General features: G+C 73.4%; 22 protein-coding genes and 2 tRNA genes. 11 read left to right on the top strand and 13 right to left on the bottom strand.

The features are described from left to right. Positions 1–315: 315 nt before the first annotated feature. Positions 316–1,146, top strand: coding sequence for an undecaprenyl-diphosphate phosphatase (locus tag ACZ6RT_RS33035; protein WP_399185557.1), 831 nt, complete (start codon positions 316–318; stop codon positions 1,144–1,146). Positions 1,147–1,362: 216 nt separating this feature from the next. Here the strand turns inward: ACZ6RT_RS33035 and ACZ6RT_RS33030 are convergent, their stop codons facing one another. Together ACZ6RT_RS33030 and ACZ6RT_RS33025 are read right to left on the bottom strand one after the other, a co-directional pair. Then, entirely contained in the window at positions 1,363–1,515 is a 153-nt protein-coding gene (locus tag ACZ6RT_RS33030) for a hypothetical protein (RefSeq protein WP_399185552.1), read from the bottom strand. Between the two features lie 234 nt (positions 1,516–1,749). Further along, positions 1,750–2,580, bottom strand: coding sequence for an NAD(P)H-binding protein (locus tag ACZ6RT_RS33025; RefSeq protein WP_470157781.1), 831 nt, complete (start codon positions 2,578–2,580; stop codon positions 1,750–1,752). Between the two features lie 127 nt (positions 2,581–2,707). On the opposite strand from ACZ6RT_RS33025, the gene ACZ6RT_RS33020 reads away from it, so the two are divergent. The 3 genes from ACZ6RT_RS33020 (at position 2,708) to ACZ6RT_RS33010 (ending at position 7,451) form a co-directional block, all read left to right on the top strand. Continuing rightward, positions 2,708–3,115, top strand: a complete 408-nt coding sequence (locus ACZ6RT_RS33020; protein WP_399185549.1) for a winged helix-turn-helix transcriptional regulator — start codon at positions 2,708–2,710, stop codon at positions 3,113–3,115. Between the two features lie 214 nt (positions 3,116–3,329). Beyond that, positions 3,330–5,918, top strand: coding sequence for an ATP-dependent helicase HrpB (hrpB, locus tag ACZ6RT_RS33015; RefSeq protein WP_470157779.1), 2,589 nt, complete (start codon positions 3,330–3,332; stop codon positions 5,916–5,918). 126 nt (positions 5,919–6,044) lie between these two features. Continuing rightward, positions 6,045–7,451 (top strand): amidase, encoded by a 1,407-nt coding sequence (locus ACZ6RT_RS33010; RefSeq protein WP_470157777.1) that lies wholly within the window; start codon positions 6,045–6,047, stop codon positions 7,449–7,451. 115 nt (positions 7,452–7,566) lie between these two features. Here the strand turns inward: ACZ6RT_RS33010 and ACZ6RT_RS33005 are convergent, their stop codons facing one another. The 3 genes from ACZ6RT_RS33005 to deoC all read right to left on the bottom strand — a co-directional run bounded on the left by ACZ6RT_RS33005 (position 7,567) and on the right by deoC (position 11,205). Beyond that, entirely contained in the window at positions 7,567–8,646 is a 1,080-nt protein-coding gene (locus ACZ6RT_RS33005; RefSeq protein WP_470157775.1) for an aldehyde dehydrogenase family protein, read from the bottom strand. Between the two features lie 182 nt (positions 8,647–8,828). Continuing rightward, on the bottom strand, positions 8,829–10,256 hold the full coding sequence (locus ACZ6RT_RS33000) for an aldehyde dehydrogenase family protein (RefSeq protein ID WP_399185545.1): 1,428 nt from the start codon (positions 10,254–10,256) through the stop codon (positions 8,829–8,831). Between the two features lie 10 nt (positions 10,257–10,266). Further along, positions 10,267–11,205 (bottom strand): deoxyribose-phosphate aldolase, encoded by a 939-nt coding sequence (deoC, locus tag ACZ6RT_RS32995; RefSeq protein WP_470157773.1) that lies wholly within the window; start codon positions 11,203–11,205, stop codon positions 10,267–10,269. 286 nt (positions 11,206–11,491) lie between these two features. On the opposite strand from deoC, the gene ACZ6RT_RS32990 reads away from it, so the two are divergent. Beyond that, the gene (locus ACZ6RT_RS32990; protein ID WP_470157771.1) at positions 11,492–11,659 is read left to right on the top strand and encodes a hypothetical protein; all 168 of its coding nucleotides are present in this window, start codon (positions 11,492–11,494) and stop codon (positions 11,657–11,659) included. Between the two features lie 142 nt (positions 11,660–11,801). Beyond that, positions 11,802–14,666 carry a helix-turn-helix transcriptional regulator gene (locus ACZ6RT_RS32985; protein WP_399185541.1) on the top strand — a complete coding sequence of 955 codons (2,865 nt, stop codon included), beginning with the start codon at positions 11,802–11,804 and terminating at the stop codon, positions 14,664–14,666. A gap of 53 nt (positions 14,667–14,719) precedes the next feature. On the opposite strand, the gene ACZ6RT_RS32980 is transcribed toward ACZ6RT_RS32985, so the two are convergent. The 8 genes from ACZ6RT_RS32980 to ACZ6RT_RS32945 all read right to left on the bottom strand — a co-directional run bounded on the left by ACZ6RT_RS32980 (position 14,720) and on the right by ACZ6RT_RS32945 (position 19,798). After that, on the bottom strand, positions 14,720–15,289 hold the full coding sequence (locus tag ACZ6RT_RS32980) for a TMEM165/GDT1 family protein (RefSeq protein ID WP_399185539.1): 570 nt from the start codon (positions 15,287–15,289) through the stop codon (positions 14,720–14,722). 330 nt (positions 15,290–15,619) lie between these two features. Then, the gene (locus tag ACZ6RT_RS32975) at positions 15,620–16,657 is read right to left on the bottom strand and encodes a UDP-N-acetylmuramate dehydrogenase (RefSeq protein WP_399185538.1); all 1,038 of its coding nucleotides are present in this window, start codon (positions 16,655–16,657) and stop codon (positions 15,620–15,622) included. 34 nt (positions 16,658–16,691) lie between these two features. Then, the gene (locus ACZ6RT_RS32970) at positions 16,692–17,924 is read right to left on the bottom strand and encodes a glycosyltransferase (RefSeq protein WP_399185536.1); all 1,233 of its coding nucleotides are present in this window, start codon (positions 17,922–17,924) and stop codon (positions 16,692–16,694) included. 127 nt (positions 17,925–18,051) lie between these two features. Continuing rightward, the gene (locus ACZ6RT_RS32965; RefSeq protein WP_399185535.1) at positions 18,052–18,480 is read right to left on the bottom strand and encodes a MaoC family dehydratase; all 429 of its coding nucleotides are present in this window, start codon (positions 18,478–18,480) and stop codon (positions 18,052–18,054) included. Between the two features lies 1 nt (position 18,481). After that, positions 18,482–18,928 (bottom strand): MaoC family dehydratase N-terminal domain-containing protein, encoded by a 447-nt coding sequence (locus ACZ6RT_RS32960; protein WP_344890670.1) that lies wholly within the window; start codon positions 18,926–18,928, stop codon positions 18,482–18,484. 277 nt (positions 18,929–19,205) lie between these two features. Continuing rightward, on the bottom strand, positions 19,206–19,370 hold the full coding sequence (gene rpmG, locus ACZ6RT_RS32955) for a 50S ribosomal protein L33 (protein ID WP_030921771.1): 165 nt from the start codon (positions 19,368–19,370) through the stop codon (positions 19,206–19,208). A 78-nt stretch (positions 19,371–19,448) separates the two neighbouring features. Continuing rightward, positions 19,449–19,522 (bottom strand) — tRNA-Met (locus ACZ6RT_RS32950). Positions 19,523–19,725: 203 nt separating this feature from the next. Further along, a tRNA-Thr gene (locus ACZ6RT_RS32945) sits at positions 19,726–19,798 on the bottom strand. 395 nt (positions 19,799–20,193) lie between these two features. On the opposite strand from ACZ6RT_RS32945, the gene ACZ6RT_RS32940 reads away from it, so the two are divergent. The 5 genes from ACZ6RT_RS32940 to ACZ6RT_RS32920 all read left to right on the top strand — a co-directional run bounded on the left by ACZ6RT_RS32940 (position 20,194) and on the right by ACZ6RT_RS32920 (position 24,580). Then, positions 20,194–20,505: a hypothetical protein gene (locus ACZ6RT_RS32940; protein ID WP_399185534.1), complete on the top strand. Its 312-nt coding sequence runs from the start codon at positions 20,194–20,196 to the stop codon at positions 20,503–20,505. Between the two features lie 368 nt (positions 20,506–20,873). Continuing rightward, on the top strand, positions 20,874–21,122 hold the full coding sequence (locus tag ACZ6RT_RS32935; protein ID WP_399185533.1) for a hypothetical protein: 249 nt from the start codon (positions 20,874–20,876) through the stop codon (positions 21,120–21,122). 264 nt (positions 21,123–21,386) lie between these two features. Then, entirely contained in the window at positions 21,387–22,679 is a 1,293-nt protein-coding gene (locus ACZ6RT_RS32930) for a PP2C family protein-serine/threonine phosphatase (protein ID WP_399185532.1), read from the top strand. A gap of 215 nt (positions 22,680–22,894) precedes the next feature. Next, positions 22,895–23,299 (top strand): YciI family protein, encoded by a 405-nt coding sequence (locus ACZ6RT_RS32925; protein WP_399185530.1) that lies wholly within the window; start codon positions 22,895–22,897, stop codon positions 23,297–23,299. A gap of 3 nt (positions 23,300–23,302) precedes the next feature. After that, entirely contained in the window at positions 23,303–24,580 is a 1,278-nt protein-coding gene (locus ACZ6RT_RS32920) for an RNA polymerase sigma factor (RefSeq protein ID WP_470157785.1), read from the top strand. Positions 24,581–24,762: the final 182 nt, after the last annotated feature.

The raw sequence follows: 24,762 nt of genomic DNA, 5'->3' as shown, positions 1-24,762 counted from the left end.
CGTGACGGCGCCTGGGCCACCGCCAACGTCGACATCTCCGCCTTCGCCGGGCAGAGCGTCCGCATCCTGGTCGAGGCCGGTGACGCCTCCGGCGCGTCCCTGGTCGAGGCCGGCATCGACGACGTCAGGGTGACCCGCTAAGTCCGTACCGGGTGCGGCCCGCGGCCCTTCCCCCTCGTGCCGTCCGGATCCTGTCCGGACGGCACCGCCGCGGGTCGCACCCTTCGCGTTCCGGCCGGACGCCCTGTCACGGCGCCCCCTCCGCTCCGCTAGCCTCGCGTAGGTCACGCACACGCTGGTACGGAAGGTGCTCAAGTGATCGGCTGGTTCGAAGCGGTGGTCCTCGGACTGATTCAGGGATTGACGGAGTTTCTGCCGATCTCCTCCAGTGCCCACATCAGGGTCGTGTCGGCGTTCTTCGGCTGGCAGGACCCGGGGGCCGCGTTCACCGCGGTCATCCAGCTCGGCACCGAGGCCGCGGTGGTGATCTACTTCCGCAAGGAGATCTGGGAGATCGTCTCCACCTGGACCCGGTCCCTGTGGACCCCGGCCCTGCGGAGCCACCACGCCGCCCGGATGGGCTGGTACGTCATCGTGGGCACGATCCCGATCGTGGTCCTCGGCCTGCTGTTCAAGGACTCCATCGAGGGCGCCTTCCGCGACCTGCGCCTGATCGGCATGACGCTGATCGTGTTCGGCCTGGTCCTGTGGTTCGCCGACCACACCGCCCGCAACCGGCTCACCCTGGAGCGGCACCTCAGCTTCACCCACGCCCTGATCTACGGCTTCGCCCAGTCGCTCGCCCTGATCCCCGGAGTCTCCCGCTCGGGCGGCACGATCAGCGCCGGCCTGCTGCTGGACTACCGCCGGGAGGAGGCCGCGAAGTACTCCTTCCTGCTGGCCATCCCGGCCGTGCTGGGCGCGGGGTTCCTGGAGCTGTTCAAGATCGGTGAGGGAAAGGCCCCGGAGTGGGGGCCCACGATCCTGGCCACCGTGATCTCCTTCATGGTGGGCTACCTGGCGGTCTCGTGGTTCCTGAAGTACATCAGCACCCACCGCTTCACCGGTTTCGTGATCTACCGCATCATCCTCGGCGTCGTCATCATCGCCCTGGTGAGCACGGGAGTCCTCGACCCCTCGGCCTAGACCGTGCCTTTTGGTACGTGCCTCCTGGTACGTGCCTCACAGGCCGCAGAGCCGCTCGACGGACCACGCCCGCGAAGGGCGCCCGTCCGGCCCGAACGGCTCAGCGGGCGGCACGGCACCGCGGGGACCGGCCCCCCCCCAGGGGGTGGCGCGATCTCGCGCGAAGGGGTGCGGACGAGCCCGCCCGGACGGTTCAGGCGGGTTCGTCCGGGCGGTTCAGGCGGGGGCGATCTCGTCCTGGACGACCCCGGCGGGGACGGTCCTGTCCGGGGAGGCCCGGGTGGGGGACGGCGGATCGTCCGCCCGGAGCCGGGCGGCGTCTCGGTAGGCGGTCACGGCGGCGGCGAACATGGCGGTCAGCCCGATCACGAGACGATCATTCCCCCGTCCGGTACGGCGGACACCACCGTGACCGGAAAAATGACGGCATGCCCGCGATCGCGGGCCCCGGTCGTCACGGTCGCGTCCACCGTCACGCGTCCCGGCCCGCCCCGTCACCCGTCCGGGCCTGTCACCTGCACCGTCTCGGCCCGCTCCATCGCCCGTTCCGGCCCGCCCCGTCACCAGTACCGTCCCGGTCCCGTGTCACGGGTCCGGCTCGGGTCAGGCGAAGGCCGCGAGGTTGCGGGCCACCCAGTGGGCGAAGCCGCGGGGCGGGCGGCCGAGGACGCGTTCGACGTCGGGGCTCACCCGCCGTTCGGCGTCCGACGGCTCGCCCAGGATGTCGAGGGTGCCGTCCACGACCGGTTCCGGCATGAACCCGAGCATCTGCGCCCTGGCCTCCTCGCGGCTCTGCTCGACGAACGTCACCGGCTCCCCCAGGGCGTCGCCGATGAACCGGGCCCGCTCGCGCGGAGAGATCGGCGCCGGTCCGGTGAGCTCGTAGACGCGGCCGTCGTGGCCGTCCTCGCGCAGCACCACGGCCGCGACCTCGGCGATGTCCTCCGGATCGACGAACGGCAGCCCGACGTCGCCGAACGGCGCGGCGGCCGTCCGCCCGGAACGGATCGACGGAGCCCACGCGAACGCGTTGGAGGCGAAGCCGCCGGGCCGCAGGACGGTCCACTCCAGGCCCGACCGCCGTACGGCGTCCTCGAAGGCGCGGAGCGGGTCGTGCGAGCGGGCCCGTGGCCGCGTCCCTGCCCCCTGGGAGGAGAGCAGCACCACCCGGCGGACCCCACCGGCCTTGGCCGCGTCCAGGACGTCCGGGGGATGCGCGCCTCCTCCCGGGATGAGCAGGAAGAGCGCGTCGGCACCCTCCAGCACGGGACGCAGGCTCTCCACGTCGGTGATGTCGGCCCGCCGGTGCCGCACGCCCTCCGGGATCTCGTCCGAGGGGTGCCGCGAGACCGCCGTCACCTGCTCGCCCGCCGCCGCGAGAGCCCTCACCAGCGGCCGTCCCACGTTCCCCGTCGCCCCTGTCACCACGATCATCGAAAACCCCGTTCTCGGATTCATCAGGTAGTCCACTCCGCCGGACGTCGTTCTCCGGCGCCTTCGTGACGCTAACAGCCTGCGTATAGTAGGTACCTAGGAGAAAGTGACTATCGGAAGGACGTCCATGGACGCCGGTACGAGCTGGAGGGTGGACTCCGCGGCCGGGGCCGAGGGGGCCTGCCCGGTCGCCCCGGTGGTCGACATCGTGTTCAGCCGCTGGACCACCCCGATCCTGTGGGCCCTCAACGAGCACGGCCGGATGCGCTTCGTGGAGCTGGAACGCCACATCGGCACGATCACCCCGAAGGTGCTGACCCAGCGGCTCCGCCAGCTGGAGCGCGACGGCCTGGTGGTGCGCACCTACCACCCCGAGATCCCCCCGCGGGTGGAGTACGAGATCAGCGAGCTGGGCCGGAGCCTGGGCCCCCTGTTCGCCACGCTCGCCGAGTGGGCCGCCGCCAACCTGCCCGAGGTCGAACGGGCCCGGCTGGAGTACGACGCCCCCGCCCCGGTCCCCGCCCGGCGTTCCTGACCGAGGAACCTCGGCCCCGAGCGGCCCGAGGAACCACCACCCCGGTCCGGTCCGGGGAACCACCACCCCGGCCCTGACCGGCCCGGGAAACCGGTACCCCGGTCCGGGCCGGGCCGGGGAACCCCGGCCTCGGGTCCCGGCCGACCCCGCCCCAAGGAGCCGATCCGGCCCCGCCGCGGGCCCGGCGGGCACGATCCTCGGGGACACTGGACGGGTGCGTCCCGACCGGTCCGGCCTGCCCGTCCGTCACGTCCTGCCCGAGCTCCTCGCGGCCCTGGACGAGCGGGGCGTCGCCGTGCTCACCGCGCCCCCGGGCACCGGCAAGACCACGCTCGTCCCCCTCGCCCTGGCCGGCCTCCTCGACGGCCTCGACGACGCGCCGCCGAAGCGGGTGGTCGTGGCCGAGCCGAGGCGGATGGCCGTGCGGGCGGCGGCCAGGCGGATGGCGTGGATGCTGGAGTCGGAGGTGGGCGCGGAGGTCGGGTTCTCGATCCGCGGCGAGCGCAGGACCGGCCCGGGAACGGTCGTCGAGGTCGTCACCACCGGCGTCCTGCTGCAGCGGCTCCAGCGCGACCCCGAGCTCGACGGCACGCACACGGTCCTGCTCGACGAGTGCCACGAACGGCACCTGGACGCCGACACCGCGCTGGCCTTCCTCCTCGACGTCCGCGCCACGCTCCGCCCCGACCTGCGGATCGTCGCCACCTCCGCCACCGCCGACGCCGCCCCCTGGGCCCGCCTGCTCGGCTCCGGCGATCCCGGCCCGTCCGGCTCCGGCGACCCCGCGCCGGTCGTGCACGCCTCCGGCACCATGCACCCGGTCGTTCCCGTCTGGGCGCCGCCCCCGGGCACCGTCGCGCCGCCGCACGGCATGCGGGTGGACCCGGTGTTCCTGACCCACGTCGCCGGCGTGGTGCGGCGCGCCCTGGCCGAGCGGGAGGGGGACGTGCTCTGCTTCCTGCCGGGCGTCGGGGAGATCGGGCGGGTGGCCGCGCAGCTCGGCGGCGGCGGTGGCATCGACGGCATCGACGTCCTGCAGGTCCACGGCCAGGCCCCGGCCCGCGTCCAGGACGCGGTCCTGTCCCCGGGCGCCGGGCGCCGGGTGGTGCTCGCCACCTCGGTCGCCGAGTCGAGCCTGACCGTGCCGGGCGTGCGAATCGTGGTCGACTCCGGCCTGGCCAGGGAGCCCCGTACCGACCACGCCCGCGGGCTCGGGTCGCTCAGCACGGTCCGGGCCTCCAGGGCGTCGGCCACCCAGCGGGCCGGGCGCGCGGGCCGCGAGGCGCCGGGCGTGGTCTACCGGTGCTGGTCGCAGGCCGAGCACGACCGGCTCCCCGAGTACGCGCGGCCCGAGATCGCCCTCGCCGACCTGACCGGGTTCGCCCTCCAGGCCGCCTGCTGGGGGGACCCGGCCGCGACCGGCCTGGCCCTGCTCGACGCGCCCCCGCCCGCGGCGATGGACGCGGCCCGCCGCACCCTGGGCGCCCTGGGCGCCCTCGACCCCGCGGGCCGGGTGACCGGCCGGGGACGGCGGATGGCCGTGGCCGGGGTGCACCCGCGCCTGGCGCGGGCCCTGATCGACGCCGGTGCCGGGCCCCGGGCGGCCGAGGTCGTCGCCCTGCTGTCCGAGCAGCTGCCCCGCGAGGCCGGGGACGACCTGGTGGCGGTCTGGCGTTCCGCGCGCCGCGGCGGCGACGCGTTCTCCGCGCGCTGGCGCCAGGAGGCCGGGCGCCTGGCGCGGGCCGTCCCCGGCGGTGGCCCGCGCCGTGGAAAGGGGAAGGGCGGTGCCGCGCCACAGGGGGACGACGGCGCCGTGCGGGACGGGAGCGACGACACCGTGGCCGGGACCGTCGTGGCGCTGGCCTACCCGGAGCGGGTGGCGCGGCGGCGCGGCGGGTCGTACCTGATGGCTTCGGGGACGGCCGCGGAGCTGCCCTCCGGGTCGCGGCTGGGGACGGCGGAGTGGCTGGCGGTCGCGGTCGCGGACCGGCCCGCCGGTGCCGCGTCCGCCCGGATCAGGCAGGCGGTGGTGATCGACGAGGAGACCGCCAGGCTCGCCGCGGCCCCCCTGTACGCGTCCGGCGAGGAGATCACCTGGCGCGTGCCGCCGGGGGAACGGCGCGGTGACGTGTCCGCGCGCCGGGTGGAGCGGCTGGGTGCGATCGAGCTCTCCTCCGGCGTGCTCCGCGGCGCCGACGTGCGTCCCGCCGTCCTGGAGGGGCTGCGCGTCGAGGGGCTGTCGCTCCTGCGCTGGACGCCCGAGGCCGTGGCGCTGCGCGAGCGGCTGGCCTTCTGCCGGAGCACGCTCGGCGACCCGTGGCCCGCGGCCGACGACGAGGCGCTGATCGAGGCGGCCGACCGCTGGCTGGAGCCGGAGCTCTCGCGGGCCCGCCGCCGGTCCGACCTGGAACGCCTGGACGTGGTCTCCGCGCTGCACCGCCTGGTCCCGTGGAACGCCCGCCTCGCCGAGACGGCCCCGGAACGGATCGAGGTGCCGAGCGGGTCGAGGATCAGGATCGACTACTCGGGGGACCGGCCGGTGCTGGCGGCCAAGGTGCAGGAGCTGTTCGGCTGGGCCGAGGCCCCGCGCGTGGCCGGGGTCCCGCTGGTGATCCACCTGCTCTCCCCGGCGGGGCGCCCGGCCGCCGTCACCGCCGACCTGGCCTCGTTCTGGCGCGAGGGGTACCGCGCGGTCCGCGCCGAGCTGCGCGGGCGCTACCCCCGGCACCCCTGGCCCGACGACCCCATGGCGGCCCCGGCCACCCGCCGTACCAACCCCCGGCGCCGGCCGGGCGGGACGTAGCCCGGGGCGGCACATCCCACCGGCACGGGCCGGGCCCGCGTGGGATAACGCCGATGATCCGGACAAGACATCGGATCGATACGTGGCGCGCTTCCCCTGGCGGACTCGCCGGACCACACTCGGTTCATGTCGTGGGTGGGAAGTTCCGCAGTGGAGATCGCGGCTGCCGTACGAGGGGGGAAGGCCACCGCGTCCACGGTGGTCGAGGAGCACCTCGGTGCCATCGCCGAGCGCGACGGCCGCGTCGGGGCGTTCCGCGAGGTGCTCGCCGACCGGGCGCTGGCCGAGGCCCGGCTGCTGGAGCGGCGCGAGGACCTGGCCGGCCTGCCCCTCGCCGGGGTGCCCGTCGCGATCAAGGACAACGTCGCGGTCGAGGGCGCGGTGTCGCGCAACGGCTCCGCGGCCACGCCGGACGCGCCCGCGGACGCCGACCACCCCGTGGTGGCCAGGCTCAGGGCGGCGGGCGCGGTGGTCGTCGGCATCACCAACGTGCCCGAGCTCTGCCTGGCCGCCTTCTCCGACAGCGTGTACGGGGTGACGCGCAACCCCTGGGACCTGGGGCGTACTCCGGGCGGGTCCTCGGGAGGGAGCGCGGCGGCGGTGGCGGCGGGCATGGTGCCGCTGGCGCACGGCAACGACGGGCTCGGCTCGCTGCGCATCCCGGCGGCCTGCTGCGGCCTGGTCTCGATCAAGCCCGGCCAGGGGGTGGTCCCGCCTCCCGAGCACGACTGGTACGGGATGTCGGAGAACGGGCCGCTGGCCACGACCGTGGCGGACCTCGCGCTGGCGCTGGCCGTGATGGCGGACGACATGTCCCTGGCCAGGCCCGGGGAGAGCGAGGCGCTCGGCGTGGGCAGCGCCATCGACGACTATCCGGGCGGGCTGACCCTGTCGGAGACGCCGAGGCTGCGGATCGCGGTCGCGCCCCTGCCGCTGCCCCCGGGACTGCCGATGGACGCGGAGTTCCGGCAGGCGGTCACCGGGGCGGCGGAGGTGCTGGGCGACGCCGGGCACACCGTGGTGAACCGCACCGACCGGATGCCCTCCTGGCTCGCCACCTCCGCCGTCGCCACCTGGTTCGCCTGCGCCAGGGGCGACGTCGAGGGCCTCGACCCGCGCGGGCTGGAACGCCGCACCCGGTCGCTGGCCAGGGCGGGCCGCCTGCTCGCCAGGTTCGGCGCGGACGGCGCGACCGGCCGTGACCGCTGGCGCGCGCACGGCGCCGACCAGTGGTTCGGCAACGCCGACGTGCTGGTGATGCCGACCCTCGCCGCGCCGCCTCCGCCCGCCGAACGCTGGGGACGCCGCGGCCTGCTGGCGAACGCCCGCGTCAACCTGACCTACGCGCCCGCGACCGCGGCCTGGAACATCGCCGGCTGGCCCGCCATGAGCGTCCCGTACGGCATGCACTCGTGCGGGGTGCCCATCGGCGTCCAGCTCGTGGCCGCGCCCGGGGGCGAGTCCCAGCTGCTGGCACTGGCCGGGCGGCTGGAGGCGGAACGGCCCTGGCCACGCCACGCGCCGCCCCCCTGACCCCGCCGCACGCCACCGCACAGGGCCGCACACCGGAACGGACCTCACGTGCCACCCCGCAGGGCGGCAGGCCGGAGCGGACCGTCGTCCGCTCCGGCCGTGACCGCGGGGCGGTTCAGACGCCGGTGGGGTGCCAGACGGTCTTGGTCTCCAGGAAGGCCGTCAGGCGCCTGGTGCCGGGGTCGGCGTACCAGTCGGTGGTCACGCCGGGGCGCAGCACCCGCTTGAGGTTCTCCGCCGCCGCCTCCTCGCACGCGACCGCCAGCGCCTCGTCGGTGACGCCGGTGAGGTCGAGGGCGTTGACGTCCATGTGCGCGGCCAGCCAGGGGGCGATCTCCGCCACCGAGCCGGTGAGGACGTTCACCACCCCGCCGGGCAGGTCCGAGGTGGCCAGCACCTCGGCCAGCGTGATCGAGGGCAGCGGGGCGCGCTCGCTCGCGATCACCACGCAGGTGTTGCCCGTGACGATCACCGGTGCCAGCACCGAGACGAGTCCGAGCAGCGGATCGTCCGGGGCGACCACCGCGACCACCCCGGTCGGCTCCGGCGAGGAGATGTTGAAGTAGGGCCCGGCGACCGGGTTGGAGGACCCGGCCACGGCGGCGATCTTGTCGGACCAGCCGGCGTACCAGACCAGCCGGTCGACGGCCGCGTCCACGACCGCCCCCGCCCCGCTCGTACCGGCGTCGGCCAGCTCGGCGGCGAACTGGGCCCTGCGGCCCTCCAGCATCTCGGCGACGCGGTAGAGGATCTGCCCGCGGTTGTACGCCGTCGCCCCCGACCAGCCGCCGAAGGCCTTGCGGGCGGCCGACACCGCGTCACGGGCGTCCTTGCGGGAGGCCCTGGAGGCGTTGGCGAGGAAGTCACCGCTGGAGGAGGTCACGGGGTAGGACCTTCCGCTCTCCGACCGCGGGAACGCCCCGCCGATGTACAGCTTGTACGTCTTGCGCACGGCGAGCCGGTCCGGCGTGCGGACGGCGCCGCCACCGTCGCCTGCCTGCCCGTCCGCGGTCCCGCCCACGCCTGCGGGCCGCTCGCCGGAAAGCTCCCGGACCCGGTCCCCGGCCGGTGCCTCGGCCCGGTCCCCGGTCCGCGTGCCGGCCCGGTCCCCGGCCTGCGCCTCGGGCCGCTTCTCGGCCCGTCCCCCGGAGTCGCCGCCCGCCCGCGACCGGCCCGGCCTGTCCGCCTTACTCATTTCCCAGCCCTCTCCACGAGCTCTCCTGCTGCGCCAGCCGGGCCGGCACGAAGATCTGACCGCAGCGGCTCACGCCGCACCGGTGCGCGAACCAGCCCCGCAGCACCGGCCGTCCGGCGCGGGCGTAATCGTGGCCCCGGGTGCTCTGGGCCCGGCGCGAACGCCGCCCGGCGGCGTGCCGCTCACACATCGAGGTACGCCTCCAGCCCGTGCCGGCCGCCCTCGCGCCCGTACCCGGACTCCTTGTAGCCGCCGAACGGCGAGGTCGGGTCGAACTTGTTGAAGGTGTTGGCCCACACCACGCCGGCGCGGAGCCTGTCCGCCATCCACAGGATGCGCGAGCCCTTCTCCGTCCACACGCCCGCGGACAGGCCGAAGGGGGTGTTGTTGGCCTTCTCCACCGCCTCGGCCGGGGTGCGGAAGGTCAGCACCGACAGCACCGGGCCGAACACCTCCTCGCGGGCGATCCGGTGCGACTGGGCGACGCCGGTGAAGATGGTCGGCGGGAACCAGAAGCCCCGCTCCGGCAGCGAGCAGGCCGGGGACCAGCGCTCGGCGCCCTCGGCCTCCCCCAGGTCCGAGAGCTCGTGGATCTTCGCGAGCTGGGCCGCGGAGTTGATCGCGCCGATGTCGGTGTTCTTGTCCAGCGGGTCGCCCAGCCGGAGCGTGCCGAGCCGGCGCTTCAGCGCGTCCAGCAGCTCGGTCGCGATGGACTCCTGTACCAGCAGCCGGGAGCCCGCGCAGCAGACGTGACCCTGGTTGAAGAAGATCCCGTTGACGATCCCCTCGACGGCCTGGTCGATCGCGGCGTCCTCGAACACGATGTTCGCGGCCTTGCCGCCGAGCTCCAGGGTGACCTTCTTCCCGGAGCCCGCGACCGACCTGGCGATGCGGCGGCCGACCTCGGTGGAACCGGTGAAGGCGACCTTGTCGACCCCCGGATGGTTCACCAGGGCCGCGCCGGTCTCACCGGCGCCGGTCACGATGTTGACCACACCGGGCGGCAGGTCCGCCTGAGTACAGATCTCCGCGAACAGCAGCGCGCTGAGCGGGGTCGTCTCGGCGGGCTTGAGGACGACCGTGTTGCCGCAGGCCAGCGCCGGGGCGATCTTCCAGGCGAGCATCAGCAGCGGGAAGTTCCACGGGATGACCTGCCCGGCCACCCCGAGCGGGCGGGGGGCGGGGCCGTACCCGGCGTGACCGAGCTTGTCGGCCCAGCCGGCGTAGTAGAAGAAGTGGGCCGCCACCAGGGGCAGGTCCACGTCGCGGGACTCGCGGATCGGCTTGCCGTTGTCCAGGGTCTCCAGCACGGCCAGCTCGCGCGAGCGTTCCTGGATGATCCGGGCGATCCGGAAGAGGTACTTGGCCCGCTCCGAGCCGGGCAGCGCCGACCAGACGCCGAACGCCTTGCGGGCGGCCTCCACCGCCCGGTCGACGTCGGCCTCGTCGGCCCAGGCGATCTCGGCCAGGACCTCCTCGGAGGCGGGGTTGACGGTCTTGTTGCGTTCGGTGCCCTGGGAGTCGACCCACTCGCCGCCGATGAACAGGCCGTAGGACGGCTTGATCTGGACGACGTCACGCGACTCGGGCGCCGGTGCGTACTCGAACATGTGAACGCCCCTAGTCGAGGGTGAAGTAGTCGGGACCCGCGTACCTGCCGGTGGCCATCTTCTGACGCTGCATCAGCAGGTCGTTGAGGACGCTGGAGGCACCGAGCCGGAACCGGTCGGGGGTGAGCCAGTCGTCTCCGACGGTCTCGTTGACCAGGACGAGCATCTTGATCGCGTCCTTGGTGGTCTTGATGCCTCCGGCGGGCTTCACCCCGACGTGGCGGCCGGTCGCGGCCAGGAAGTCGCGGACCGCCTCCAGCATGACCAGCGTCACCGGGAGGGTGGCGGCGGGCTGCACCTTTCCCGTGGAGGTCTTGATGAAGTCGCCCCCGGCCAGCATGGCCAGCCAGGACGCGCGGCGCACGTTGTCGTACGTGGCCAGCTCACCGGTCTCCAGGATCACCTTCAGGTGCGCGGTGCCGCACGCCGCCTTGATCGCGGCGATCTCCTCGAAGACCTTGACGTAGTCCCCGGCCAGGAACGCCCCCCGGTCGATGACCATGTCGATCTCATCGGCCCCGGCGGCCACCGCGAACGTGGTGTCGGCGACCTTGACGTCGAGCGAGGAGCGCCCGCTGGGGAACGCGGTCGCGACGCTGGCCACCTTGACGCCGGAGCCCTTCACCGCCGCGGCGGCCTCGGCGACCAGGTCGGGATAGACGCACACCGCGGCCACCCGGGGCACCGAGGGGTCGGACGGGTCGGGGCGGACCGCCTTGGCGCACATCGCGCGGACCTTGCCCGGGGTGTCGGCTCCCTCGAGGGTCGTCAGGTCCACCATGCCGATGGCGAGGTCGATGACCCGGGCCTTGGCGGTCGTCTTGATGGATCGGGTGCCGAGCATCGCGGCGCGCTGGTCGGCGCCCACGCGGTCGACACCCGGCAGGCCGTTCAGGAAGCTTCGCAGCGTGACGTTGGACGTGGCCACGTCGTTGAGCGAGGTCGTCATAGTTGACACCTCTCCAGCATGCCTACTGGGGTGATTACTTCCAAACTGGACCCTGCCCAGCACCCTCACCCGTTTTCGTCAACATTCGCCCGACCCGGCCAGGGGGACGGGCGGCGGGCCGAGGCGAGGCGGGCGGCTAAGGCGGTGCGTACCCGCCCTAGGGAGGTTTTCGGCCGGCCCGCACCCGGAGATAGGACATCCTCCCGATGTGGGCCGGGGGGCCTTAGGACGAATCTGGAGTGTGTCAGGAAAGCGCCGACAGGCACTCGAACAGGAAGGAACCCCCATGGGTCCCGAACTTCACCTCCAGCTCATCTCCGAGAGGACGTCCAGGCTCCGCGCGGAGGCGGCCAACTACCGCCGCGCCCGCGAGGTCCAGGTCCACCGGGAGTCCACCGGCGACACCTCCGCCAAGCGCCGCCGCGGCCTCTTCGGAAAGATCATCTCGTCGTGAGCCCGGCCAGGGAGCCCGGTCGCCCCCCGCCGCCCGGCCGGGCCTCATCCCTGTCCGGAACCGCGCCCGAACCGGCCCCGTCGTCCTGGGACGGCATTTCGCCCAAGGATAAATAGAAGGCTTGGCCCGAGTAAGGCATGACATGCTGACAGACATGGTTGGTCGGGCTGTGAGTCCTGTTTTCGTGGGGCGCGAAACAGAACTCGCGGACTTGGCCGAAGCGTTCGGGCAGGCCCGCAAGAGCAGGGCGACGACCGTGCTGCTCGGCGGGGAGGCCGGTGTCGGGAAGTCGCGTCTGCTCGGATGTTTCGCGGAGCGGGCCTCGGCCGACGGCGCCCACGTGCTCAACGGGGGCTGCGTGGAGCTGTCGACCGAGGGCCTGGCCTACGCGCCGTTCACCGCGGTGATCCGCCAGCTGGTCCGGGAGCACGGCGCCGAGGAGATCGCGAGCCTGCTCCCCGAGGGCGGCGGGCGCGACCTGGCCCGGCTGCTGCCCGAGTTCGGCGAGCCGAGCGGCGACACCGAGAGCGAGACCGCCCGCGCGCGGCTCTTCGAACAGATCCTCACCCTGCTGGAACGGCTCGCCGAGCGCCGCCCGGTGATCCTCCTCATCGAGGACGTCCACTGGGCCGACAACTCCAGCCGCGACCTGATCGCCTTCCTCAGCAGGAACCTGCGCACCGCGCCGGTGCTGATGGTCCTCACCTACCGGTCCGACGAGCTGCACCGCCAGCACCCGCTGCGGCCGGTGCTCACCGAGCTCGGACGGCTGGACGACGTCGTGCGGATGGACCTGCCCCGGCTCACCCGGGCCGAGGTCGCGGCCCAGATGGCCGGAATCCTCGGCACCACGCCCGAGTTCGTCCAGGTCGACAGGGTCTTCCAGCGCAGCGAGGGCATCCCGCTCTTCGTCGAGGCGCTGATGGAGTGCGGCGGCGACTGCACCTTCCCCGAGTCCCTGCACGATCTGATCATCGGCTCCGTCGAGCGGCTCCCCGAGGAGACGCAGCGGGTGCTGCGCGTCGCCGCGGCCGGTGGCATCCGGGTGGGGCACGCCCTGCTCGCCGCGGTCAGCGGCCTGTCCGACGTCGACCTGGACGACGCCCTGCGCACCGCGATCGCGGCCAACGTGCTGCAGGTCGCCGACGGCAACGCCTACGTCTTCCGGCACGCGCTGATCCGCGAGGCCGTGCACGACGACCTCCTGCCCGGCGAGTACGTACGGCTGCACGCCCGTTTCGCCGAGGAGATCGGCCGCGACCGCACGCTGGTCCCGCACGGCAGGGCCGCCATCGAGATCGCCCACCACTGGTACGCCGCCCGTGACGACCTGTGGGCCCTGATCTCCGCCTGGGAGGCCGCGGGCAAGGCCGCCAGGAGCTTCGCCTACAACGAGATGATGCAGCTGCTGGAGCGGGTCCTCACGCTCTGGAGCAAGGTCCCCGACGCCGCCGAGCGCATCGGCGTGGACCACACCACGGTGCTGGAGCACGCCGCCGAGGCCGCGAGCGCGTGCGGCGAGGCCGACCGGGGCACCAAGTTCGTCATGGCCGCGCTGAACGAGCTCGACGAGCGGGCCGAACCCGCGCGGGTGGCCGGGCTGCTCGTGCGGCGCTCGCAGTTCAAGCTGTCCAAGCGCAAGCCCGGGGTGCTCGACGACCTGCGCTACGCCGAGCGGCTGGTCCCCGAACCGGGGCTGGAACGGGCCCAGGTGCTGTCCAAGCTGGGCCTGTACCTGACGCTCAGCGGCGAACTGGCCGAGGGGACCTCCCTGACCGAGGAGGCGCTGCGGATCGCGCGCGAGCACGGAAAGGGGCCCCTGGAGGCGGAGCTGCTGCTCAACCTGGCGCTGAGCGACTCCATCGCCGGACGGCTGGGCGCCTCGATCGAGCTCAACGAGACCGCCCAGGCCATCGGCGAGCTGGGAGGCGGCATCATCCTGCGCGCCCTGGCCAACAACGTGGACGCGCTGAACAACATGGGCCGTTCCGCCGAGGCGATCGAGCTGGCCCTCGAAGGGGAGCGGCTGGCGAAGAAGTACGGGCGCTACCGGGTCGAGGGCACGTTCATCGCCAACAACAGGGCCGAGGCGCTGGAGGCGCTGGGCAGGTTCGACGAGGCCGTCGACCTGGTCGAGCAGACCCTGGGCATGGACCCCTCCCTGCGCACCCGCCACCACCTGCGGAGGGTACGCGGGGACGTGGCGGCCGCCCGGGGCGAGGCCGAGGTGCTGAGGTCCGTCCTGGACGAGGTGGGGGCCTTCGGGGTCGCCCCCGAGGAGTTCATGCAGGAGCTGACGGGCAACGCCCGGCTCCTGGTCGGCCTGCACATGCTCGACGGGCAGCCGCTGGCCGCGCTGGAGGTCGCCGAGCGGGTCTCCCGGGAGGCGCAGATCACGAGCAAGCCCATGCTGGGCTGGCAGGTGCTGGCCCTGCTCGGCGGGGTCTGCGAGGCGGTCGAGCCGCTCGCCCCCGAACGGGCGGCGGCGCTGCGGGCCCACGTGGAGAGCGCGGCGGGCGCGGTGACCGTGGACAGCCCGGTCGCCGAGGCCTACCGGCTCGGTGTCGCCCGTGACCACGACGCGGCCGCCGCCGCCTGGGAACGGCTGGGCCGTCCCTTCCAGCGCGCGAGATCGCTGCTGCGGGCCGCGCGGGCGGCGGCGGGCGCCGGTGACCGCGACGGTGCCGCGGACCGGCTGCGCACGGCCCACCCGATCGCCGTGTCGCTCCTGGCCGGGCCACTGGTCACCGAGCTGGAGGTGCTCGCCCGCCGGATCGGGATCTTTCTCGGCGACCGGCCGGGGGCCGGGGAGTCCGTGCTGACCCCGCGTGAGCTGGAGGTGCTCCGGCTGGTCGCCCTGGGACGGTCGAACCGCGAGGTCGCCGCCGAGCTGTTCATCTCGGCCAAGACCGTGAGCGTCCACGTCTCCAACATCCTCGGCAAGCTGGGCGTCTCCACCCGGGGCGAGGCCGCCGCCGCGGCCCACCGCCTCACCCTGATCGGCTGACCGTCCGGGCGGCGCCCGGACGGGGACGGGCCGCCCGGGAGAGGACGGGCCGCTCAGGCGAGCAGCGCCTCGGCCAGCAGGATGACGCCGAAGACGGCGAACGCGGCGGCGGCGCCGTAACGGATGATGCGCTCGGGCAGGTGTCTGCCGAGCATGCGGCCGACCAGGATGGCCAGGGCGTCGGCGGCGACCATGCCGACCGTGGAGCCGATCCAGGTACCGAACCAGCCGTGGCGGGTGGCGAGCGTGATGGTCGCCAGCATGGTCTTGTCCCCCAGCTCGGCGAGGAAGAAGGCGACGGTCACGGCGATGATCGCCGACCGGACCGTGCGCTGGGCCTTGGCCGCCTCGTCGTCGGTCAGCTCGTCCCCGCGCAGCGTCCACAGGGCGAAGCCGAGGAAGGCGAGCCCGGCGATGACCGTGATCGCGGTGGTGGGGAGAAGATCACCGGCCAGCCCGCCCACGCCGACGCTGACCAGGTGCACCACGGTGGTGGCGATGGTGATGCCGGCCAGGACCGGCCACGCCCTGAACCGGGTGGCGAAGGTCATGGCCATGAGCTGGCTCTTGTCGCCCAGCTCGGCTACGAAGATCACGACGAGGCTGATCCAGAACGCTTCCAACGAGGGTGCCCTTCCCGCGCACGCAGCCGGGCGGAAGGGAAGTACCCGGGGAGTCTCGGGCACGGCTCCGGCCCGGCGGCATCGATGAGTGCCTGCCAGGCCGAAGGTCTCGTCCGCCACGGAACCGCGCCGAACGGCCGGATCCGGGGCCCGCGCGACCGGGCGTCCGAGACGCCAGCATGTCGATCACGCGATTGGGACTACTCCCCTTCGGGTCTTTCCATCAGACCATAGCAGTCGAAATCGGATGCCCATTACGGTGCCCCGGCCCCCCACCCGGCCCCTGCCCGCTCCCTCACCAGACCCTCGCGGGTCCTCGCGGGGCGGTGGTCAGAGGCGGGTGCCGACCATCACGGGCTCGTTGACGAGGGTGACGCCGAACTTCTCCAGGACGCCGTCCCGGACCTCCCGCGCGAGACCGAGCAGTTCCTCGGTCGATGCCGACATCTCTGGATTTGTCAGCGCAAGGGTGTGCTTGGTGGAGATGCGGGCCGGACCACGGCGGTACCCCTTGGGGAACCCCGCGTTCTCGATCAGCCACGCGGCCGGGACCTTGACGGCCCCCTCCGGCATGTCCCAGCGCGGGAAGCCCGGCGCCCGCAGCTCCAGCTCGGCGGCCTGCGACGCGGTCAGCACGGGGTTGGTGAAGAACGACCCGGCGCTGCGGGTGTCCGGGTCCCCGGGATCCAGCACCATCCCCTTGCCCCGGCGCAGCTCCAGCACGGCGGCGCGGGCCTCGGCGGGCGGCACCCGGTCGCCCAGGGCGACGCCCAGCCGCGAGGCCAGCTCGCGGTAGGCGATCGGGCCCGAGAGCGCCTCCCGGGCCAGCCGGTAGGTCACCGCGAGCACGACGTGGCGCCCGAGGTCCTCCTTGAACGCGCTGTGCCGGTAGGCGAACCCGCACTCGGCGGCGGTCAGCTCCCGCACCTCGCCGGCCCGGCGGTCGTAGACCCGGACCCGGGTGATCGTCTGGGAGACGTCCTGGCCGTAGGCGCCGACGTTCTGGATCGGCGTGGACCCGACCAGCCCCGGGATGCCGGACAGGCACTCCAGCCCGGTACGGCCCTCGGCCACGGCCCGCTCGACCAGGACGTCCCAGTCCTCGCCGGCCTGCACGGTGACCAGGTCCCCCTCATGGTGGACCCCCCGGGAGTCGACCCGCACGACCAGGCCGTCGAAGCCGTCGTCCGAGACGACCAGGTTGCTTCCGCCGCCGAGCACCAGCACCGGCTCGCCCGCCCGGTCCGCCGCCGCCACCAGCTCGACGATCTCCTCGGCCGACCCGGCCCGCACGAACCTCCCCGCCGGCCCGCCCAGCCCCAGCGTGGTGTACGGCGCCAGCCGTACACCCGTCACCCGCTCCGTCATGCGCTCCCCACCCCGGCCGACGTCCGTGACCAGCCTACGGCGAGCGCAGCAGCGCCAGCACCCGCTCCCGCGTCCCCGCGGTCTCCCTCTCCCGGTAGGCGGGATCGACGCCGTCGTCGGCGTGGTCCCGCTCCCGGTGCACCGGCAGGTCCTTGCCCAGCGCGACGAGCGTGCCCGGCAGCCCCAGCGAGAACTCCAGGCCGGCGTCGCCGTGGTAGCGGGCCTCGGCCGGGAATCCGCCCGCGGCCAGCGCGGCGTCGCGCCTGACCGCCAGCAGGTGGCCGTGCAGCCCCCGCACCTCGCCGGCCTCGGCGTCCGCCCATCCCCGGCCGTCGTCGCCGAAGGTCACGCCCTCCCAGCCCGCCGCGGTCACGTTCTCGTCCTCCAGGGCCTTGACCAGCGGCGTCACCGCGTCGCCGTCCAGGATGACCGAGGTGTCCATGACGACGTGCACATCCGAGTCGTCCAGGCGCAGCAGCGCGTTCCGGCTCTCCCCCCACCCGGCGGAGCCGCCCCGCCAGTGCGGGAGCTCGGCCACGTGCCAGGCGTCCACGCGCCGGGGGAACTCCCCGGCCAGCTCGTGCAGGACCGCCCCGGCGCCGTCCACGTCCCCCAGGTCGAGGGCGAGGACCTTGACCTCGGTACGGGCGACCAGGGCACGCACGCACTCGCGCACGTCGTCGGGGCGGCCGTCGACCAGCAGCGCCACGGTGACCGTCGCGCGCGGCGCGCTCGCCTCCTCGACCCCGGCCGGGGGGACGATGCTCTCGTCCATCCGGGAGACCGAGAGGCTGCCGTCCCAGAGCAGCTGGGAGGAGACCATCCGCTCGGGATGGCCGTCGTGGTCCTCGGAGCGGCCGAGCAGCTGGGAGTCGTCGGCCGTCGGCCCGGGGGCGGCCTCGGTCTCGGCGATCCGGTTGGCGTCCAGCTCCCCGAGCCCGCCGGGGTCGCGGCCAGGGTCGGCCGCCCCGGCGACCCGGCCGGGATCGGCGTCCTTTTCCCGCCCGCCGGCGTCGTCGGCGTCCACCCGCCGCTCACCGGTGCCACCGGCGTCGCCGGCCTCACCGGTGCCCGTGCGCGCCGCGCCGTCGGGGCCGGTGTCCGTGACGATCGGCGGGGCGGTGGTCCGCCCGGCGTCGTGACCACCCGGGGTGATGGGGGCGGGGGCGTCGTCCGTGGAGGGCGAGGCCGCCTGGGCCGTACGGCCACCCTCCCGGGGCAGGGACGCTACCGTGGGCCACACTTCGAAGGTCGGTGCTTCGCTCATGCCGGGACGCTACCCCCGGACCGGGAGAAGATTCGGCCCTCCCCCGACTGCCGCCGACCGCCCCTCGGCCGTCCCCGGGAAGGCAACCCGGGCGGGCCCCGGCCGCGCCGGGGCCCGACTGCGGGCGTCAGGAGAGCTGGACCACCGCGCGGGCCTTGGACAGCACCCGCGAATCGTTGGATCTGGCGGTCAGCGCGACCACCACGCGCTTGTCCTCCAGCTTCTCCTCGATGATCCCGCTCACCGTGATCACCGCGCCCCGGTCGTCGTCCGGGACGACGACCATGGAGGAGAACCGCACCCCGTAGTCGACGACCGCGCCCGGGTCGCCCGCCCAGTCGGTGACGAACCGGCCGCCCTGGGCCATGGTGAACATGCCGTGCGCGATCACGTCGGGCAGCCCGACGGTCTTGGCGAAGCGCTCGTTCCAGTGGATGGGATTGAAGTCACCGGAGGCCCCGGCGTACATCACCAGGTTGGCCCGGCGCACCGGGTAGTCGACGGGCGGGATCTGCTGCCCCGTCTCGACCTCGTCGTACCTGACCGTAGCGGCCATCTCAGCTCGCCCCTCCGCGCTCGACGATGGTGTTGTAGGCGACGCACACGTCCTCGCCCTCGACGGTGCCGATGTCGCTCCTGACGGTGATCAGCTCGTTCCGCCCGACGACGCGGATGTCGGTCACCGTGGAGACGCTCACCAGCTCGTCCCCGGCCCGGATCGGCCGCCGGTACTCGAAGCGCTGCTCGCCGTGGACCACCATGGCCAGGTTCAGGCCGAGCTCGGGATCGGTCAGGATCGACCCCCCGGACAGGCTGAACACGATGGGGAAGGTCGGCGGCGCGATCACGTCGGGGTGGCCCGCCGCCCGGGCGGCCTCCCGGTCCCGGTAGACCGGGTTGTCGTCGCCGATCGCCGCCGCGAACTCCTTGATCTTCACGCGGCTGACCTCGTACGGGGCGGAGGGCGCGGACGCCCGCCCCACGAAGTCGCGGTTCAGAGCCATCGTGCTCCTTTGCGGGCACCGGCACGGCACGGCCGGCGCCGGTGGGTCGAGCTGACAGTGACAGGACGAGCATCCAGGATGCGGGCCGCGGGGCCCACCGGGAAACCGTAGCCCGGCGGGCAGGCGGCGGGGGTCTCCATCGGGACCAACGTCCGGGCGGGGAACATGGAGGAACACGACAAACCGGCGCCCCGTTCGGGACGCCGGTTTGTCGTGGAGCATGTACGTGCCGACGAGGCACTCATCCCCCGACGCCGGGCGGGGGGCTTCGCAAGGACTAGCGGGTCTCGCGGTGCGCCTGGTGCGTCTTGCAGTTCGGGCAGTACTTCTTCAGCTCAAGCCGATCCGGGTCGTTGCGCCGGTTCTTCCGCGTGATGTAGTTGCGGTGCTTGCACTCCTGGCAGGCCAGCGTGATCTTGGGCCTAACGTCGGTGGCAGCCACTTGGGAGTGCCTTTCTACGTTCGAGACATTGGACAACCCGCGGCAGTCTCCTCCGATGGAGGAGACCCCGGTGGGTAGTAGCGGAGGCCGGACTTGAACCGGCGACACAACGATTATGAGCCGTTTGCTCTGCCTGGCTGAGCTACTCCGCCTTGAGGCCGACGAAATCGACCGACCCCGCAAGGATACCCGACCCGTCGAGTGCCTGCGAACTTGTGCAGGTCGGGGCGATCCCTTCTGGGTCACCCCAGTATGCCCGCCGGCGCGTCGGAACCTTGAGTATTTTCTGGCCTGCACCTTTACGGCCGACCAAGCCGAAAGCCCCAACCGAAAGGTCAGGGCTTTTAGGCTGTCGAGCCCCTTTACGGAATCGAACCGTAGACCTTCTCCTTACCATGGAGACGCTCTGCCGACTGAGCTAAAGGGGCCTGTCCGTGTCGCTCTCGCTTGCGGACAGGTGTAACCATACACGGCTCCGCAGCGGGATGCGAAATCAATCGAGGACCACTCGGATCACCCCCCGTCTCCCCCGGAAACCCCGGCGTGCCGGTGGCACCGCCCACACCGCGCGCCCCGCCCCGGCCGGCGCCTCGGGCGAGGGCCGCCCGTGGCACAGGTCGTCGATGAAACGATCGGCGGAGACCACGTGCCCGCCGGCCGTCACGAGCCTGGCCACCACCGCCCGCCGCCGGGAGGGACCGAGGTCCGCCGCATGACCGTTGATCTCCGCCTGGAGCGGACCGAGAACGCGCAACACAGTAAAAAGCGGGCTATGCCCCTTTCGCCAGCTTTTGCGGGAAACCGCGGGACACCAAGGAGCACGATGCTGCAGGACCGTCGCAGAGAAACGATCCGCGCGCTCGACGAGAGCGACCGGCCGCACCTGTACTGGCACGGCGTGGACGACGACGGCCACGTATGGCTGTTCGAGACCGTGCTCGACGACGGCGGGGAGTACTGGCCGGTGAGGCACGCCGAGCTGGGCTCGGACGGCATCGCCCGCACGTACTCGTGGAGGCACATCGAGGACGAGCACGGTTTCCTGGCCGAGGGCCCGATCTACCCCGACGACTTCGGGCTGAACGCCCTGACCCCCGAGGAGTTCGGCACCCTGTGGGCCGCGCTCAGCCGGTGAGACGGCCCCGGCGCACCGGATCCGGGTGAGGCTCCGCGCACCCCGGGACGCACCCCGGACGTGCCCCCGGACGCGGCCCGAGCACGGCGCCGGCACGGTCGACAGGCGGCTCGGACGCGACCCGGTCACGGTCGGCACGCGGCCCGGACGGCATGGACGGCATGGACGGCATGGACGGCACCCGGAGCCGGGCATCGCGGATCGCCCGGGAGGCCGGCGGATAAAAAGCCGGACATATCAGTTTTTATGGATTTTCGACTGTTTTCGAGCAGCGGGCGAGCGTGGCGATCCCCGGGGCACGAGGAAAGGAGAAATTCATACGACAAAATGGGTTATTTCGCATATCTGCGTAGGAGTAGATTGCTCGCATGAGCGGAACGCCCGGCCTGGGGACGGCCGCCTCGGGAACGACCCCGCTGAGCCTGCGGACCGCCGACGCGGTGGTGCTGCTCGACTGGCTGATGAGCGTGGACCTCGACCGGCTCCCCGTCCGGAACCTGGCGCAGAAGCAGGCCCTGATGGATCTCCTCCAGCGGCTCGACCGGAGCATTCCCGGCTACACCCCCGAGGACGTCGACCGGGCGCACCGCCTGCTGACCTCCGAGATGGGTCTGTAGCAACCGCTTCCCGGCACCGTACGAAAAGTACTCGCGAGGCGGGTCGGGAGCGGGTGACCAGGGCACCGTACGATTTACCGCGGGACCGTGTGATCCGCGGCCGGGAGGGCAGCACCGCCTCCGGACCATCGCGGCGCGGACCGGCCGCGCGGCGGCCCGCTTCGTTCCAGGAGACACGATCACCGGTCCCGGGCCGGTCCCGGGGACCCTCCGTCGCGGCGGCGCGTCCGCGGGCGGCGGGCCGGGAAGAAGGCGGTTGCGCACATGGGCTTTGAGATCCCGCAGGCGGTGCTCGACCCCAAGCGCCTGTCGGCGGTACAGGCCACCGGCCTGCTCGACACCGAGCCGGAGCCCTCGTTCGACGATCTCGCCCTGCTGGCCGCCCGGGTGACCGGCACGCGGCGGGCGTTCGTGACCCTGGTGGACGACCGGAGGTCGTTCTGGAAGAGCGCGATCGGCATGGGCGAGCTCTCCATGTCCGAGCGGCAGAGCCCGGTGGCGGACAGCCCCTGCCACATCCTGATCGCCACGAACGAGCCCCTGCTGGCCGGGGACGTCGCCGCCGACCCCCGCCTGGACTGCCTGGCGGCGGTGAAGCGGCTGGAGATCGGCGCCTGGGCCGGATACCCCATCCACGGCCCGGACGGCGAGGTCCTGGGCGGGCTCTGCGTGGTGGACGAGACCCCGCGCACCTGGACGGACATCGACGCGCAGACGCTGGCCACCCTGGCACGCGCCGTGTCGGGGGAGATCATGCTCCGGGACGCGCTGGCCCGCTCCGAACGGCACGTGGCCGAGCTGCAGGCCGCGGGCAGGGTCTCCGAGGAACTGGCCCGGACCCTGCAGGAGAGCCTGCTGCCGCCGATGATGCCGGAGGTCTCCGGCCTGGAGGCCGCCGCCACGTACATCCCGGCGGCGGGCGGGGTGAACGTGACCGGCGACTTCTACGACCTGTTCATGGCCAGCGGCCCGCGCTGGTGCGCGATCCTGGGCGACGTGTGCGGGCACGGCGTGGAGGCCGCGCAGATCACGGCCCTGGCCCGGTACACGATGCGGGCCGACGCGCCCCGCCACGTCTCGCCCAGCAAGGTGCTGGAGCAGCTGAACCGCGCCCTGCTGGCCCAGCGGGTCAAGGACGGCCGGTTCCTGACGGCGGTCTGCGCGATCTTCCGCCCCGAGGGGGACGGGTTCACCGGGATGCTCTCCACCGCCGGGCACCCCTCCGCCCTCCTGCGGCGGGGGGACGGCACGGTGGAGGCCCTGCGCACGCGCGGCGTCGTGCTGGGCGTCCTGGAGGAGACGGGCCTGGAGAACGTCCGCTTCGACCTGCGGCCCGGGGACACGCTGCTGCTCTACAGCGACGGCGTCACCGAGGCCCACCCGCCCGGGCAGCAGGACCTGTTCGGCGACGAGCGCCTGATCGCCCTGCTGGCGTCCTGCGCGGACCTGGACGCGCACGAGACCGTACGGCGGATCGGCGACGCCGCCCTGGAGTACAGCCGGGGGCACATGACCGACGACATGGCCATCCTGGCGCTTCGCGTCCCGCCCCCCTGACCGCCCCGCGACCGCGTCGCGACCGTCCCGCGATCACGACCGTGTCCGTGACCGTGACCGCGTCCGTGACCGCGTCAAAGCCCGGAACGGCGGCCGGCCCGCGTCCGCGGCCGGATTTCTTCCGGGATCGCCGGTAAGAATGTCGAGAAAGCGGTGACCGGCTTCTACCACGGGGAGAGCGCCGGCACAGGCGCCCGGGAACAGGGAGCGAACCCATGAAGTACATGCTGCTGATGCAGTCCTCCGGCGCACAGGCCGACTTTCCCCCCATCGAGACCTGGCCGGTGGAGGACGTCATGGCCCACATCGAGTTCATGCGGGCCACGGGTGAGAAGCTCGGCGCCGCCGGGGAACTGGTGGACGCGCAGGGGCTCGCGGCTCCGGACCAGGCCAGGATCGTGCGGGCCGGCCAGGGCGGCTCCCCCGTGATCACGGACGGCCCGTACCCGGAGACCAAGGAGTTCCTGGTCGGCTACTGGGTGGTCGACTGCGAGAGCCCCGAGCGGGCGATCGAGCTGGCCGCGTACGTCTCGGCCGCGCCCGGTCCCGGCGGCAGGCCGCTGAACATGCCGATCGAGGTACGCCAGGTGATGTCGGCGAGCCCGGCCGAGGAGCTGTGACCGCTGGATGATCCCGTCGTCGACGACCTGCTGCGCCCGCTGGTGCCGCAGGTCGTCGGCGTGCTCACCCGGCGCTTCGGCGACTTCGCCACCGCCGAGGACGCGGTCCAGGAGGCGCTCCTGGACGCCGTGGCCCAGTGGCCGGTGGAGGGGGTGCCCGGCAACCCGCGGGGCTGGCTCGTCCACGTCGCCTCCCGCCGGATGACCGAGCGGGTCCGCAACGAGCAGGCGCGGCGCCTGCGGGAGGAGCGGGTGGCCGCGCAGGCGCCCCCGGACCGCAGGACGGCACCGGCCGCGGACGACGAACGCGCGGCGGACCGCGACGACACGCTCACCACGCTCTTCCTGTGCTGCCACCCCGCGCTGACCCCGGCCTCGGCGATCGCCCTCACCCTGCGGTCCGTGGGCGGCCTGACCACGGCCGAGATCGCCAGGGCGTTCCTGGTCCCCGAGGCGACCATGGCGCAGCGGATCAGCCGCGCCAAGCAGCGCATCAAGGCCTCCGGCGTCCCCTTCCGCATGCCCCTGCCCGAGGAACGGGCACGACGGCTCGCCTCGGTGCTGCACGTGCTCTACCTGATCTTCAACGAGGGGTACGCCAGCAGCGCGGGCCCCGACCTGCAGCGCGTGGAGCTGGCCCGCGAGGCGATCCGGCTGACCAGGACGGTCCACGGCCTGCTCCCCGAGGACCGCGAGGTGGCCGGGCTGCTCGCGCTGATGCTGCTCACCGACGCCCGGCGTCCCGCGCGTACCGGACCGGACGGCGCCCCGATCCCGCTGGCCGAGCAGGACCGCGGCCTGTGGGACGGCGCGGCCGTCGCCGAGGGCGTCGCGCTCGTCACCGCGGCCCTCGCCGGGGGCGCGGTCGGCCCGTACCAGCTCCAGGCGGCGATAGCCGCGCTCCACGACGAGGCCGCCACGGCCGAGGAGACCGACTGGCCGCAGATTTTCGCGCTGTACGGCCTGCTGGAGCGCATGTCCGACAACCCGATGGTCTCCCTGAACCGCGCCGTCGCCGCCGCCATGGCGCACGGCGCCCGGGCCGGCCTCGGCATGCTCGGGGCGCTGGAGGCCGACGGCCGCCTGGCCGGCCACCACCGCCTCCACACCGCGCGGGCCCACCTGCTGGAGATGGCCGGTGATCGGCACGCGGCCGTCGAGGAGTACCGCGTCGCGGCGAGCCGCACGACGAGCATCCCCGAGCGGGACCACCTCACCACCCGCGCCGCCCGGCTCGCCGCCATGGACACCGGAGAGGCCGGGGACCCCGAGGGTTCCTGAGGGCGTCGCGTACGGCACGAACGGGCACGGGGCGGCCCCGTCCCGGAATCGCGAGGCACAGGCACGAGCGCGGGCCACGGCCGTCCGCCGGACCACGCGAGAAGGGCCCCGGAGGAACATCCGGGACCCTTCGGCGTCCCCGGTCGCCCCCCATGCGGGAACCGCTCGAGAGGCCCGGCACG

This window comes from Streptosporangium sp. NPDC050148, from assembly GCF_055586505.1.
The sequence above is the reverse complement of the archived record's forward strand: the minus strand, read 5'-3'. Positions and strand labels throughout refer to the sequence as shown.

Excerpts from the sequence above, each read along its gene's own strand:
- ACZ6RT_RS32935 (WP_399185533.1), top strand. The coding sequence starts at position 20,874 with ATGAGCGGAACGCCCGGCCTGGGGACGGCCGCCTCGGGAACGACCCCG.
- ACZ6RT_RS33025 (WP_470157781.1), bottom strand. The coding sequence starts at position 2,580 with ATGATCGTGGTGACAGGGGCGACGGGGAACGTGGGACGGCCGCTGGTG.
- ACZ6RT_RS32925 (WP_399185530.1), top strand. The coding sequence starts at position 22,895 with ATGAAGTACATGCTGCTGATGCAGTCCTCCGGCGCACAGGCCGACTTT.
- ACZ6RT_RS33005 (WP_470157775.1), bottom strand. The coding sequence starts at position 8,646 with ATGAGTAAGGCGGACAGGCCGGGCCGGTCGCGGGCGGGCGGCGACTCC.
- ACZ6RT_RS33020 (WP_399185549.1), top strand. The coding sequence starts at position 2,708 with ATGGACGCCGGTACGAGCTGGAGGGTGGACTCCGCGGCCGGGGCCGAG.
- ACZ6RT_RS32965 (WP_399185535.1), bottom strand. The coding sequence starts at position 18,480 with ATGGCCGCTACGGTCAGGTACGACGAGGTCGAGACGGGGCAGCAGATC.
- ACZ6RT_RS33000 (WP_399185545.1), bottom strand. The coding sequence starts at position 10,256 with ATGTTCGAGTACGCACCGGCGCCCGAGTCGCGTGACGTCGTCCAGATC.
- ACZ6RT_RS32940 (WP_399185534.1), top strand. The coding sequence starts at position 20,194 with ATGCTGCAGGACCGTCGCAGAGAAACGATCCGCGCGCTCGACGAGAGC.
- deoC (WP_470157773.1), bottom strand. The coding sequence starts at position 11,205 with ATGACGACCTCGCTCAACGACGTGGCCACGTCCAACGTCACGCTGCGA.
- ACZ6RT_RS32975 (WP_399185538.1), bottom strand. The coding sequence starts at position 16,657 with ATGACGGAGCGGGTGACGGGTGTACGGCTGGCGCCGTACACCACGCTG.
- ACZ6RT_RS32930 (WP_399185532.1), top strand. The coding sequence starts at position 21,387 with ATGGGCTTTGAGATCCCGCAGGCGGTGCTCGACCCCAAGCGCCTGTCG.
- ACZ6RT_RS32970 (WP_399185536.1), bottom strand. The coding sequence starts at position 17,924 with ATGAGCGAAGCACCGACCTTCGAAGTGTGGCCCACGGTAGCGTCCCTG.
- ACZ6RT_RS32985 (WP_399185541.1), top strand. The coding sequence starts at position 11,802 with ATGCTGACAGACATGGTTGGTCGGGCTGTGAGTCCTGTTTTCGTGGGG.
- ACZ6RT_RS32960 (WP_344890670.1), bottom strand. The coding sequence starts at position 18,928 with ATGGCTCTGAACCGCGACTTCGTGGGGCGGGCGTCCGCGCCCTCCGCC.
- ACZ6RT_RS33010 (WP_470157777.1), top strand. The coding sequence starts at position 6,045 with ATGTCGTGGGTGGGAAGTTCCGCAGTGGAGATCGCGGCTGCCGTACGA.
- ACZ6RT_RS32990 (WP_470157771.1), top strand. The coding sequence starts at position 11,492 with ATGGGTCCCGAACTTCACCTCCAGCTCATCTCCGAGAGGACGTCCAGG.